The organism is Rhodovulum iodosum (genome assembly GCF_041020385.1).
In the GTDB taxonomy this organism is placed as follows: domain Bacteria; phylum Pseudomonadota; class Alphaproteobacteria; order Rhodobacterales; family Rhodobacteraceae; genus Rhodovulum; species Rhodovulum iodosum.
This window is the reverse complement of the sequence record NZ_JBEHHI010000002.1, coordinates 305104-318256: the sequence shown is the minus strand read 5'-3', so window position 1 is coordinate 318256 and position 13153 is coordinate 305104. Positions and strand designations below refer to the sequence as shown.

The following is a 13153-nucleotide window of genomic DNA, read 5'->3' as shown; positions in this document are numbered from 1 at the left end:
CATGACTGCGAAAAACACGCGCAACCAAGCCGACGCCCGCGCCGCTGCGGCGGCCCTTTCCATGCTGGCAGTCCTCGCGTCGCCGGCGCAGGCCGCGCCCGAGGGCGACAAGCCCTTCGGCGTCTACGACCCCGAGGGCGTCTTCGCCGATGACGCGGAGGTGACCATCGAGCACCTGTTCCTGCCCTGGGAGGACGTATTCCTGCCGAGCCTCATCGAGGCCGACGCCTACGCGCTGGAACGCGGCCGGTCGGTGCTGGCCACCATCGAGCCCTGGACCTGGAACCGCAGCGAGCGCAATACCCCCGAGGCGCTGAGGGCCGGCATCTCAAGCGGCGACTACGACAGGTACATGAGCTCGATCTGCGCGGTGCTGAACCTTTTCGAAAGCCCGGTCACCGTGCGCTGGGCGCAGGAGATGGAGGACGAGAGCGGCCAGTTCATCTGGTCGAACTGGGAACCCGCCACCTATATCGACGCCTACCGCCGGATGGTCGACATCTGCCGCGCCAACGCGCCCGACGTGAACTTCATGTGGTCGCCACTGGGCTATGAAAACCTCGCCGAGTACTATCCCGGCGACGATTATGTCGACATCGTCGGGCTGTCGGTTTTCGGCCTGCAGGCCTGGGAGCGCGGTATTCTCGGGCAGGAGCGAAGCTTTGCCGACATCCTGGGCCCGCGATACGAGCGGGTCGAGGGCTTCGGCAAGCCCGTCGTCGTGGCCGAACTGGGCTATGTGGGCGATGCCGATTACGTTGCGAAATGGGATTCCGAGGTGCGCCTCGACTATCCGCAATTCCCCAATGTCGTGGCCGTCGTCTATTTCAACCAGGTCGAGGTCTACCCGTGGCCCGACGGCTATGGCCGCCCGAACTGGAAGTTCGAGGCGCATGTAGTCGGCGACTGAGCCGGCCGCCGAAGGCCGGGGCGTGGCGGCCCCGGCCAGGCCGGAAACGGTGTGTTTCCAATCCGGGGTAGCGGCGGGGGCGATTCGACCACAAAATCGCCCGGAACCGAAAATAGCCTTTTTGCTGACATCGCGCGGCGCGCCGCCCGTCGCGGCCCAGGTGCCGCGAGCGGGGCGCAGCGCCGATGTGGTAACGTGAACGAAAGGCCATCGCCATGACCCAACGGATCTTCTCGTGCAACTCGACTTCACGGCGCGGCGGCGCCGCGCTCGCCCTTGTCTCGGCGCTTATGGTCGCGCCCGTGCCTGCAGCGGCCAAGGGCGAACTGCCGGCGGTGGCCGCGGGGTCGGCCTCGGTGGCGGACTGGCTGAGCCCCGACCGCGGCGCCAGGTCGAAGGCCGAGGCGGAGCGCAAGCGCAACCTTGCCCAGGCGCTGGACACCCGGCATGGGCGCGGCACCTATATCTGCTCGGCCAGCGGCTTCGGCCAGAAATCCCGCTGCTTCGCGCGGTAAGACCGTTTTCACCGCCGCCTAACGCGCCAGAAGCGCACCGATCACCTCGGGATGCATGACGCTGTCGCCGCAACGCGCGGTCTCTTTCAGCGTCATGCAGTCCTGCCAGAGCGCCCGCAAGGTCGGCCGCGTGGCCAGTCCGTTAAGCGCCCCGCGGTAGATGCCCCGCCGCTTCATGTCGGCCTGAAGCAGATAGACCGCGACATTCGGGTTGGCCGCGAACAGCGCTTTGCCAAACCAAACCGACTTGAGCTCGGGACGCTCGCCCAGCGCAGCGGCGATCCGTCCATAGGCGGACGGGCCGGTCGCCTCGGCCGCATCGACGGTAACCTCAAGCTGCGCGGCCTCGCGCGGCGTCAGCAGAACCGAGAACCGGTCGATATAGCCCCGCGCCCGGTCGGGCCGTTTGCGCACATTCAACCGGTTGCCGTCACGCACCAGCGCGATCAGGTATTTCAGCGCGGTGGCATTGCCCGATTCGGCGGCCTTTTCAAGGCGGGCGATCGTCCTGGGACCGCTGGCGCGCATGCTGATGCCCCACATCTGCCGCTCGGCCTCCAGCACCGCGATGCGCTCTTGCCCGGCGGCGCGCGCCTTTTCGGCGAAGGCGTCGAACTTGGCCCGAGATCGGGGTTGCAGGTAGCCGTACATCGCCCCCTCGGCCAGCACCGTCCAGGCCCGGCCCCGGCCCAGCCCGCCGGCGCGACGCAGATAGGCCTCGGCCTCGGCGGCACCGCGTTCGCCCCACATCATCCATTCGCCGTAGCGCTCCAGCCCAGCGCCATCGCCGCCCACGGCCGCCCGTTCGAAGAGCGCCAGCGCGCGGCCACGGTCGGCCGGCAGCCTGTCGCCGTAAAGCAGGAACGAGCCCAGCGCGACGGCAGCCCGGGAACCGCCCTTCGACACCGCCAGTTCCAGCATGGCGCGGCCGGCCTCGGTGTCCTGGTCCAGAACCCAGCCGCCCACCAGTTGCTCTCCGAGAACGCTCAGCGCCTCGACATCGCCCTGCCCTGCCGCCTGGCGCAGCAGGGCTTGCGCCCGCGCCGGGTCGGGGTCGACCGCGCCGCCCCACAGCAACGCCATGCCGAGGGTCGTCCGGGCCTGTGCAACGCCCGCCGACGCCGCGTCCTGCAGAAGGGCCACGGCCTTTTCGGGCTCGGCGGGCATGTAATAGCCGTCCAGCAGCATCTTGCCGAGGCTGGCCTTGGCCTGCGCGTCGCCCGATGCCGCGGCCGCCTCCAGAAGGCGCCGGCCAGCCCCGATATCCTGCCCAGCGCCCCCGATGCCGAAAACCAGCGCCTCGCCCAGCGTCCGCTGCGCCGCCAGTTCGCCTTGGCCGGCGGCGGCGCGCAGCCCCTGAAGGTCGAGCGACTGCGCGCCCGCCATCGGCACCGCCGCCAGCGCGACGCACGCGGCCCAAAGCGCACCGCGCCCCGCCGCCCAAACCTGCCGCCTCATGTCCGTCCCTCCCGATCTTGACGCGGAAATGGAATGATGCGCCGAAATCGTACCGGCGCGCAGGCCCCGGGGCCAGAGAGGACGTGGCGCAGCCCGGCGGTGAAGAGCGACAGCCGAACCGGCCGGTGGCGGCACGTCGAGTTGCGTATCATCGGTTTGCCTGCCCTGCCTGCCCGGGGATGGTTTCTTGCCAGAGACCTCTTGTTATCGCAGCCGCTTTCTGCATCCTTTCTAAACCAAAAAAGAAAAACTCCGGGAGGACTATACCGATGAAACACACCGTTCTGGGGGCGGTTTCGGCCGTCGCGCTGGCCATGGGCACCTTCGCCGCCGAGGCCGCCGAAACGACCCTGCGCATCACGCTTCAATTGCCGCTGAAATCGCATCTCGGGCAGAACCTCGCGCTGTTCAAGGACGAGGTCGAATCCGCCTCGAACGGCGATATCGCGGTGGAAATCTACGACTCGGCCCAGCTTTACAAGGATAACGAGGTGCCGCAGGCGGTTGGCTCCGGCTCGATCGAGATGGGCGTGGCCTCGCTGACCCGCTATGTCGGCGACATCCCGGCGGTCGACGTGTTCTATCAGCCGTTCCTGTTCGACACCGAGGAAAAGGTGCGCAAGGCCGTCTCGCCCGACAGCCCGATCCGCAGCCCCATCGACGCGGCGATCAAGGACACCGGGTCGACCGTGCTGTGGTGGCAGGCCTATGGCGGGGCGATCATGCTGTCGAATGGCGGCCCGATCAAATCGCCCGCCGACATGGAGGGCAAGAAGGTCCGCGTGTTCTCGAAAACGCTGGGCGATTTCGTCCAGGCCACGGGCGGCGCGCCGACCATCATCTCGGGCTCCGAGCAATACCTGGCCTACCAGCGCGGCACCGTCGATATCGGCATGACCGGTGTTTCGGGCGTGCAGTCGCGTTCGCTGTGGGAGGTGATGGACACGATCACGGTGACCAACCACGCCGATATCGAGTTCATCGTGGTGGTGAATACCGAGTTCTGGGACGGGCTGCCCGACGCGCACAAGGAGATCATCGAGGCCGCCGCGAAAAAGGCCGAGGACACCGTGCGCGAAGAGATGGCCGGCATCGAGGCCGCCGCCTATGCCGCGGCCGAGGAGAACGGGATGACCATCTACACGCCGACGGCCGACGAGATCGCCGCCTGGAAAGAGGCATCTCAGCCGGTCTACGACACCTTCCTCGAGCGCACCGGCGACACCGGGAAGGCAATGCTGGAGGCCGCCCGGGACTTCTGACCGACGCCCCGGCCCGCCGACCCCGTCGGCGGGCCGCCCTCCATTGGAAAGGGCGCCCATGCGTCTTCTGGATACCGTGGAACTCTACGCCGCACGGGTGGCGGCGGTGTTGCTTGCCGCGACCGGCGCGATGCTCAGCTACGAGGTCGTCGCGCGCTATTTCTTCACGGCGCCGACGATCTGGGCGGCCGAACTCAGCCAGCTTTGCCTGATCTGGGCCTGCCCCCTGGCCGCGCCCTGGGTGCTGTCGGCGCGGCGTCATATCCGCGTGACGGCACTGACGCAGCTCTTGCCGACCGGGCTGCGGCGGGGGCTGGAGGTCGCGGCGATGCTGGTCGTCGCGGGGTTCAGCGCGGTGGTGCTGTGGTTCGGCTATGCCATCTTCCACGACAGCTTTGAACGCGGCCGGACCACCGGCTCGATGCTGGACCTGCCCGCCTGGCTGCCCGAGGCGGCGATCCCGGCCGGCTTTGCCCTGCTGACCTTGTCGGCGCTGAAGAACGCGTTTTTCGCCGCGACCGGGCCGCTGCCCGATGACGGGGAGATGATCGAATGACCATCGCGATCATCCTCGCGCTTCTGTTCGGGCTGCTGCTGGCCGGCATTCCGGTGGCCTTCGCCCTTGGCGCGCTGGGGCTGGGCATGCTGTGGCTGGGCGGGTTCTCTCCGCTGATGGCGCCGCAGGCGGTCCTGTCCACGCTCGACGGCTTCATCCTGTTGGCGGTGCCGCTGTTCCTGCTGATGTCGAACGTCCTTTTGAAGGGCGGCGTGGGCCGCGATCTCTTTGCCGCGGTGCAGGCCTGGGTCGGGCACTGGCCCGGCGGCATGGCGGTCGCCACGATCCTGTCTTGCGGGATCTTCGCCGCGATCTCGGGCAGTTCGGTGGCGACGGCCGCCACCATCGGCACCGTCGCCGCGCCCGAGATGATCTCGCGCGGCTACCAGCGGCGCTTTGTCTATGGCCTTCTGGCCGCCGGCGGCACGCTGGGCATCCTGATCCCGCCGTCGATCCCGCTGATCATCTACGGGTTCGTCACCGAGGAATCCGTCATTTCGCTGTTCATGGCCGGCATCGGGCCGGGGCTGGCGCTGATCGCGCTGTTCATCGCCTATTCGGTGATCTACGCGAAGTTCTTCGGCGGGTACGATCCCGCGCCCAAGGCCAGCCGGGCCGAGCGCCTTGCCGCCACCTGGCGCGCGCTGCCCTCGCTGCTGCTGGCCGTCGTGGTGCTGGCGGGCATCTATTCCGGCGCCTTCACCCCTACCGAGGCCGCGGCCATCGGCTTTGCCGTGGCCCTGATCATCACCGGCCTGATCCTGCGCAGCCTGTCGCTGAAGGCGCTGTGGGAGGCGGTATGGGACTCGATGGTCACCACCGTGGCGATCCTGCTGATCATCGCGGGGGCCAAGGTCTTCGGCAAGGCGATCACGCTTTACCGCATCCCGCAGGAAATCTCGTCGATCCTCGCCGAAACCGTGTCCTCGCCGCTGAGCCTCGTCGTGCTGGTCTGCGTGGTGCTGCTCCTGATGGGGCTCGTCTTCGAGGCGCTGTCGATGATCCTGATCATGACGCCGGTGCTGCTGCCCGCGGCCATGGGAATGGGGTTCGATCCGATCTGGTTCGGCATCTTCATGGTGGTCATGGTGGAATGCGCCCTGATCACGCCGCCCGTGGGGCTGAACCTCTACGTCATCCAGTCGGTTACACGGTCGAGCCTGATCGACGTCTCGCTCGGCACGCTGCCGTTTCTCGCGCTGATGCTGTCGCTGGTGGCGCTGCTCTATCTCTGGCCCGACCTCGCCCTTTTCATCCCCTTCAAACTATAGGCCCATGACACCCGCACCCGACACGCTCCGCGCGCTTCTGGCCGAACCCGGCCTCATCACCATGCCCTGCTGTTTCGACCCGCTTTCGGCCAAGCTGATCGAACAGGCGGGCTTTCCGCTGACCTTCATGTCGGGCTTTGCCGCCGCGGCCGCGCGGCTGGGAATGCCCGACACGGGGCTGATGTCCTACGCCGAGGTGGCCGACCAGGGTCGCAACATCTGCAACGCGGTGTCGATCCCTGTGATCGGCGACGGCGACACCGGCTATGGCAACGCGGTCAACGTGAAGCGCACGGTGCAGGGCTTTGCCCAGGCGGGCTTTGCCGCGGTGATGATCGAGGACCAGGTGTCGCCCAAGCGCTGCGGCCACGTGGCGGGCAAGTCGGTGGTGGACCGCGACGAGGCCTTCGCGCGCATCCGCGCGGCGGCCGATGCGCGCGCCGAGGGGGCCGATATCCTGATCCTCGCCCGCACCGACGCCCGGCACGAACACGGGCTGGACGAGGCCATCGCGCGGGCGGCCCGCTTTGCAGAGCTCGGCGCCGATATCCTGTTCGTAGAAGCACCGCGGGACGAGGCCGAAATGGCCCGTGTCCCGGCCGAATTGCCCCGGCCCTGCATGGCCAATATCGTCGAGGGCGGGATGACCCCGGCGCTGCCGCCCGCCAAGCTGGAGGCGATGGGCTACCGGATCGCCGCCTATCCCCTGACATTGATGGCCGCAGCGATGCAGGCGATGGTCGAGGCGCTGGACGGGTTCCGCGCGGGCACGCCCGACGCGGCGCGTTTGATGGCGTTCGACGAGCTCAAGCGGCGGATCGGGTTCGACGCCTATTTCGACGAGGAAAAGAGATACGCGCCGAAGGACTGACCCCAGGGCGCGGTCCGCCGCCCGGCGCACCCTCAGATCGTCTGGGCAGACCGTTTGAAGGCTTCGAGGGTCTGGCGGATGCCGTCCGCCGGCGGCATCGACGGGTAGTCGCCAAGATGCGCGCGGATCGGCCCATCGCTGAGATCGGCCGGCACAGGCAGCGGCGTGCCGGTCGTGGTCACCCCGTGACCCGGCGCAAGCTCGGACAGGATCGCGAGCCCGTCCTCGACGGACATGCAGGTGCCGTTGAGGTCGAAAACAGGTGCGCCGTCGCCATCGCCTGCGATCGCGGCAATGAAGGCTGCCGCCGCCTCGCCCGCGTAAAGCCAACTGACCGGCCCGCCGAACGCGATCTCGAAAGGCTCGCCGCGCGCGGTATGGGCAAGGGCCGCGCTGAACCCCGAGGTCATGCCCTGGTCGCGCGCGACGCCATAAACGACATTCGGGCGGATGCCGATCGAGGGAACCTCCCAGTCGAGCCAGTAGACCTTCGCGGTGTATTCGTTGGCGAGCTTGTAGGCACCGTAAAGGGTCGAGATGACGGGCCCACCTGGCGGCATGCCGTAGACCGCGGTCGAGCTGGCGTAGGCGAGCCGCCGTAACCCGTGCCGGCGGGCGGTCTCCAGGATATTGATCGTGCCTTCCACGTTGACGCGCGCGCCGGCGGCGGGATCGGCCTTACAGAACGGCACCTGGAGGCCCGCCAGGTGGATGATCGCCGAGGCGCCGTGCCGGTCGCACACATCGTTCAGCCAGGCCGCGTCGGTGATGTCGCCCGCTTCCCATTCCAGGCCCTGCGCCGCCTCGTTGCCCATCACCAGCGCCGGCCTGCGCCGGTCATCGGCCAGGTCCAGCGCCACGAGCGGGACACCCGACCGGGCAAGTATCGCAACCGTCCATGCGCCGATGCACCCGCCCGCCCCGGTGACGAGCACCGGGCCGTCGATCTTGCCGGGGTCGATAAGGAATGGGTCCGTCAGGAAATTCATCGCAAGCGCTCCTCCCGTGAAGCCCCAACTGTGACCGGCGGCTTGGACGCCGTCCAGCATTTCTGCATGCTGCGGCTGTGGCCGGCAGAGCGCTTGTGCAGCGGAACCGTTCTTCTTGATGACATTGCCAAAGGCGATGTTGCGGTCTGTCGGCGCCGCGCGCTTCACGCCCGATCTTTGTCAAGCATCGCGGACGGCCGGGCAGCCCGTGCATCCGTTCCGGAACGGGCAAGAGCGCTCCCCATACTTGGGACGCCGCACCGCGCGGCCGCCCTCAGTCCGCCGGCCCGCCCCGGCCGGGCAGGATCGCCGCGAGCTTGCCCATCATGTGTGTCTTCAGCAACGCGGCCACCTCGTCGGCACGGCGCGCCGACAGCGCCTCTGCAATGCGTTCATGCTCGGCCAGGGCCTGCTCCCAGCGGCTGCGCGTCAGGTTGGCCTGATACCGCGCACGGTGGACCAGACCGGCGATGGTCGCGTGGCTGCGCATCAGGGTTTCGTTGCGAGACGCCACCAGGATCGCCTTGTGGATGGCCTGATTGATCTCGAAATAATGCGGCCGGTCCTGCCGTTCCAGCGAGGCGCGCAATTCCACCGTCAGCCGCACGATCTCGGCCAGTTCGGCGTCGGTGGCGCGCCGGGCGGCCTGTTCGCCGGCCAGCGCCTCGAGCGCGGCGAGCACCGGAAAGGCGTCGGCCAGTTCTTCTTCGGAGCGCTCGCTGATGATCGCGCCGCGGTTCGGGATCAGCTCGATCAACCCTTCCGAGGCCAGGATCTTCATCGCCTCCCGGATCGGGGTGCGCGACACGCCGAAACGCTCGGTCAACTCCTTCTCGCGGATCTTTTCGCCGCTCTTGATGGCGCCTTCCATGATCAGCTCGCGCAGGGCATCCGCCACCTGCACCGCCAGCGCCGGGCGCGAGAGCAACGCCACGCCCATATCGCCTGCCCCGCCGTTCGACATCGTGTCCATCATCCCGTTTCTCCGGTTTCCTCGGCGAGCATCCTGTCGAAGACCTGCGCAATGTGCAGCGCGGCCCGTCCCGTTCCGTCGGATATCTGGTGGCGGCAGGAGGTGCCGTTTGCAACGATCAGATCGTCGCCCCCCGCCGCGCGGATCGCGGGCAGCAGCGACGCCTCGCCCATGGCGCGCGACACCTCGATGGTCTCGGCGTCATAGCCGAAGGCGCCGGCCATGCCGCAGCATGAGGTCTCGATCACGTCCGCCTCGACCCCGGGCAGAAGCCCCAGCGCCGTGCCCATGTCGCCCATCGCGCCGGCCGCTTTCTGGTGGCAATGGCCATGCACGCGGACCCGCACGTCGCGGCGGGCCATCGGCAGCTTCAGCCGCCCGGCCTCGGCCTCGCGCGCCATGAATTCCTCGAACAGCAGCGCGTGTTCCGCCAGTTTGCCCGCATCGTCTCCCGGCAGCAGCGCCTTGAACTCGTCGCGCAGGGTCAAGAGGCAGGACGGCTCCAGCCCGATGACCGGGCGCCCTGCCGCTACATGGGGCATCAGCGCGTCGAGGGTGCGGCGCGCCTCGGCGCGGGCCTTGTCGATCATGCCGGCCGCGAGATAGGTCCGCCCGCAGCAAAGCGGCCGGTCGCCATCGGGCACGGCGCTCTTCACGGCATAGCCCGCGCGGCCCAGTACGCGCAGGGCGGCGCGCGGGATAGCGGGCTCGAACCAGCGGTTGAACGTGTCGCTGAAGAGGACCACCTCCCGCCCCCCGGTGGCGGGCGCGGCCGCGCCGATCTCGGCCTCGCGGAAGGCGTCCTTGCGGAACCGGGGCAAGGCGCGATCCGCCGACAGCCCGGTCAGCCGCTCGGCCAGTCGCGCCACCGCGGGCACGCGGTTTCTGAGCCCGATCAGCGGGTCGAGCGCAACGCCCAGCCGCCCGTAGCGCGGCAGTTCGGCAATCAGCCGGTCTTTCAGCGGATAGCCTTTGCGCTTGCCCCGCTGATACAGCACCTCGGTCTTCATCTTGGCCATGTCGACGCCCGTGGGGCATTCGCGCTGGCACGCCTTGCAGCCGACACACAGCTTCATCGTTTCGGCCATCTCGTCGTCGAACAGCGCATCGCGCCCAAGCTGGCCGGAAAGCGCCAGCCGCAGCGTGTTGGCCCGCCCGCGCGTCACGTCCTGCTCGTTGCGGGTCACGCGGTAGCTGGGGCACATCACGCCGCCCGCGAGTTTCCGGCACGCCCCGTTGTTGTTGCACATCTCGACCGCGCCCTGGAACCCGCCCGAGGCCCCCGCCCAGGCCGACCAGTCAAAGCCCGCGGACATGTCGTCGAAGCGGTAGCCGGGCGGGTAGCGCAAGAGGCTGCGGTCATCCATCCGGGGCGGCGCGACGATCTTGCCGGGGTTCAGTCGGTCCTCGGGGTCGAAGGTCTCCTTCACCTCCTCGAAGGCGCGCACGATGCGCGACCCGAACATCTTTTCATGAAATTCCGAGCGCACGATGCCGTCGCCATGTTCGCCGGAATGCGAGCCCTTGTAGTCTCGCACCATGTCGAACGCCTCTTCGGCGATGGCGCGCATGGCGTTGACATCCTTTTCAAGCCGCAGGTTCAGCACCGGGCGGACATGCAGGCACCCTTCCGAGGCATGGGCGTACCAGGTGCCCTCGGTGCCGTGCTTGTGGAACACCTCGGTCAGGCGGTCGGTGTAGTCGGCCAGGTGTTCCAAGGGCACCGCGGCATCCTCGACGAAGGACACCGGCTTTCCCGCGTCCTTCATCGACATCATGATGTTGAGGCCCGATTTGCGCAGTTCGCCGATCTCGGCGATCAGCGCCGCATCCCACACCTCGACAACGCCGCCCTCCTGCGTGCCCCCCTTGCCGAAGCCGTAGCCCAGATCGGCCATCGTGTCGTGCAGGCGGGCAACGCTTTCGGCGTTCTCCTCGGGGCCGTCGGCGAATTCGACGATCAACAGCGCCGCCGGGTCGCCCTTTACCACGGTCTCGATGGTGGGCACGAACATCGCAATCTGGCGCGCGAGGTTCAGCATGGTGCGGTCGACCAGTTCCACCTGCGTGGGGTTCAGCCGCACCAGGTGCTGCGCGGCCTCCATCGCATCGCGGAAGGTCGGAAAATGGCAGATGCCCTGCACGCGGTCCTTGGGCGGCAGCGGCGACAGCGCGATCTCGATGGCGGTCGACACCGCCAGGGTGCCCTCGGAGCCCACCAGAAGATGCGCCAGGTTGAGCGGCGCGGCGCCGGGCGCCAGCGCGTCGAGGTTGTAGCCCCCCACCCGGCGCTGCACCTTGGAAAAGCGGCGCGCGACCTCGTCGGCCTCGCGTGCGCCGAGCGCGGTCAGCCGCGCCAGCATGTCTTCGGGGACGCGGTTGCCGGCATGGGGGCCGAAATCGAACGGCGTGCCGTCGGCCAGAAGCCCCCGGATCGAGATCACGTTATCCCGCGTCGTGCCGTAGCGCAGCGACCGCGCCCCGCAGGAATTGTTGCCCACCATGCCGCCGATGGTGGCGCGGGAGGCGGTCGAAACATCGACCGGAAACCACAGCCCGTGGGGCTTGAGCTGCCGGTTCAACTCGTCCAGCACGATGCCGGGCTGCACCAGCGCGCGCCGCCCGTCCACGTCAAGCTCTATGATCCCGTTGAGGAATTTCGAGCAATCCAGGATCAGCCCGCTATTGATCGTCTGTCCGCATTGCGAGGTTCCGCCGCCCCGCATGGTGAGCGGCAGCCCGGTATCGCGCGCCGCATCCAACGCGCGGGCCACGTCGTCCTCGGTTCGCGGTACGGCCACTGCCGCGGGCATGATCTGGTAATGCGAGGCGTCGGTCGCGTATCGGCCACGGGAAAAGACGTCGAGCAGCAACTCGCCTTCGAAGTCGCGGCCCAGCCGCGCGCTCTGCGCCCCATCCAGCACGGCCGGCCCTCCCCTTCCGGTGCGAAAATTGTTCCTTGACATGAATAATGAATTCATAATTCAATTCCTGTCAACACATGGCGGGCGTCGGGAAACGCGCAGCCGGGCGCAGGCGAAAACGTCGCGCCGTTAAGAGGCCGAATGGCCGCACAGGGAGGATGAACGATGCCGGCAGGGCGCCATTTCCTGCAGATTCCGGGCCCGTCCAACGTGCCGGACCGCGTCTTGAGGGCGATGGATTTTCCGACCATCGACCACCGTGGCCCGCACTTCGCCGAGCTTGGCCGCACCGTGCTGGACGGCATGAGATGGGTTTTCCGCACCGAGGGACACGTGGTGATCTATCCCGCCTCGGGCACCGGGGCGTGGGAGGCGGCGCTGGTCAACACGCTGTCGCCCGGCGACACAGTGCTGATGTACGAAACCGGCCATTTCGCCACCCTCTGGAAAGAGCTGGCCCAGCGGCTGGGCCTGACCCCCGTTTTCATCGAGGGCAACTGGCGCGGCGGCGCCGACCCCGACGCCATCGAGGCGAAGCTGCACGAGGACACGGGCCACGAGATCAAGGCCGTGTGCGTCGTCCACAACGAAACCTCGACCGGCTCGGTCTCGCCCATCGCAGCTATCCGCAAGGCGATCGACGCCGCGGGGCACCCGGCACTCTTGATGGTCGACACGATTTCCAGCCTCGGCTCGCTCGACTACCGGCACGACGCCTGGGGCGTGGACGTGACCGTGTCGGGCTCGCAAAAGGGCCTGATGCTGCCGCCGGGCCTGTCGTTCAACGCCATCAGCGACAAGGCGCTGGCCGCATCGAAAACCGCCGAACTGCCGAAGTCGTACTGGGCCTGGGACGCGATGCAGAGCCCCAACGGCAAGGGCTATTTCCCCTACACGCCGGCGACCAACCTGCTTTACGGGTTGAAAGAGGCGCTGGCGATGCTGCGCGAGGAAGGCCTCGATAACGTCTTCGCCCGCCACGCCCGCCACGGCGCGGCCACACGGGCCGCGGTGCGCGCCTGGGGGCTGGAGCTGCTCTGCCAGGCGCCCGAGCAGTATTCCAACGTGCTGACCGCCGTGATGACGCCCGAGGGCCATTCGGCCGACGCGTTCCGGGCGGTAACTCTGGAGAATTACGATATGTCACTGGGCAACGGCCTGTCGAAGGTGGCGGACCGGGTATTCCGTATCGGCCATCTGGGCGATTTCAACGATCTCATGCTCTGTGCGACGCTGTCCGGCGTCGAGATGGGGCTGCGGGACGCGGGGGTGCCGCACCAGGCGGGCGGCGTGCAGGCCGCCATGGCGGTGCTGGGCCCGAGGGGCGCGGAAGACCGCGCCGCAGCGGAATGAGGTGAAGAGCTTTGCGGCCCAAACCCGCGCCAGACGGGACAAGGGCGCAGAACCGAGACGACACCATAGAA

Annotated in this window: 11 protein-coding genes; 7 read left to right on the top strand and 4 right to left on the bottom strand. The window is 68.1% G+C overall.

Going from position 1 to position 13153, the window contains the following annotated elements; all coding sequences use genetic code 11:
- Position 1 precedes the first annotated feature (1 nt).
- On the top strand, positions 2-910 hold the full coding sequence (locus Ga0609869_RS10685; RefSeq protein ID WP_125407021.1) for a glycoside hydrolase family 26 protein: 909 nt from the start codon (positions 2-4) through the stop codon (positions 908-910).
- Positions 911-1125: 215 nt separating this feature from the next.
- Positions 1126-1425 carry a hypothetical protein gene (locus tag Ga0609869_RS10680; RefSeq protein WP_125407017.1) on the top strand — a complete coding sequence of 100 codons (300 nt, stop codon included), beginning with the start codon at positions 1126-1128 and terminating at the stop codon, positions 1423-1425.
- Positions 1426-1443: 18 nt separating this feature from the next.
- Here the strand turns inward: Ga0609869_RS10680 and Ga0609869_RS10675 are convergent, their stop codons facing one another.
- Positions 1444-2883 (bottom strand): tetratricopeptide repeat protein, encoded by a 1440-nt coding sequence (locus Ga0609869_RS10675; protein ID WP_125407014.1) that lies wholly within the window; start codon positions 2881-2883, stop codon positions 1444-1446.
- Between the two features lie 269 nt (positions 2884-3152).
- Between Ga0609869_RS10675 and Ga0609869_RS10670 the strand changes: the two genes are divergently transcribed.
- From Ga0609869_RS10670 to Ga0609869_RS10655, 4 genes are read left to right on the top strand one after another with little or no spacing between them, the layout of a single operon-like run.
- Complete coding sequence (locus tag Ga0609869_RS10670; RefSeq protein WP_125407012.1) at positions 3153-4145, top strand: TRAP transporter substrate-binding protein; 993 nt, start codon at positions 3153-3155, stop codon at positions 4143-4145.
- 58 nt (positions 4146-4203) lie between these two features.
- Positions 4204-4701 (top strand): TRAP transporter small permease, encoded by a 498-nt coding sequence (locus Ga0609869_RS10665; RefSeq protein WP_125407009.1) that lies wholly within the window; start codon positions 4204-4206, stop codon positions 4699-4701.
- Complete coding sequence (locus Ga0609869_RS10660; RefSeq protein WP_125407006.1) at positions 4698-5972, top strand: TRAP transporter large permease; 1275 nt, start codon at positions 4698-4700, stop codon at positions 5970-5972. Before Ga0609869_RS10665 ends, Ga0609869_RS10660 begins: the two co-directional genes overlap by 4 nt.
- A gap of 4 nt (positions 5973-5976) precedes the next feature.
- A complete protein-coding gene (locus tag Ga0609869_RS10655) occupies positions 5977-6843 on the top strand; it encodes an isocitrate lyase/PEP mutase family protein (RefSeq protein WP_125407003.1) in 867 nt (288 codons plus the stop codon).
- 32 nt (positions 6844-6875) lie between these two features.
- Here the strand turns inward: Ga0609869_RS10655 and Ga0609869_RS10650 are convergent, their stop codons facing one another.
- The 3 genes from Ga0609869_RS10650 to Ga0609869_RS10640 all read right to left on the bottom strand — a co-directional run bounded on the left by Ga0609869_RS10650 (position 6876) and on the right by Ga0609869_RS10640 (position 11729).
- On the bottom strand, positions 6876-7832 hold the full coding sequence (locus tag Ga0609869_RS10650; protein ID WP_125407000.1) for an NAD-dependent epimerase/dehydratase family protein: 957 nt from the start codon (positions 7830-7832) through the stop codon (positions 6876-6878).
- A 274-nt stretch (positions 7833-8106) separates the two neighbouring features.
- The gene (locus tag Ga0609869_RS10645; RefSeq protein WP_245972344.1) at positions 8107-8808 is read right to left on the bottom strand and encodes a GntR family transcriptional regulator; all 702 of its coding nucleotides are present in this window, start codon (positions 8806-8808) and stop codon (positions 8107-8109) included.
- On the bottom strand, positions 8805-11729 hold the full coding sequence (locus Ga0609869_RS10640) for an FAD-binding and (Fe-S)-binding domain-containing protein (RefSeq protein WP_245972342.1): 2925 nt from the start codon (positions 11727-11729) through the stop codon (positions 8805-8807). The genes Ga0609869_RS10645 and Ga0609869_RS10640 overlap by 4 nt, the downstream gene beginning before the upstream one ends.
- A gap of 165 nt (positions 11730-11894) precedes the next feature.
- On the opposite strand from Ga0609869_RS10640, the gene Ga0609869_RS10635 reads away from it, so the two are divergent.
- Positions 11895-13082, top strand: a complete 1188-nt coding sequence (locus Ga0609869_RS10635) for a pyridoxal-phosphate-dependent aminotransferase family protein (RefSeq protein ID WP_125406995.1) — start codon at positions 11895-11897, stop codon at positions 13080-13082.
- Positions 13083-13153: the final 71 nt, after the last annotated feature.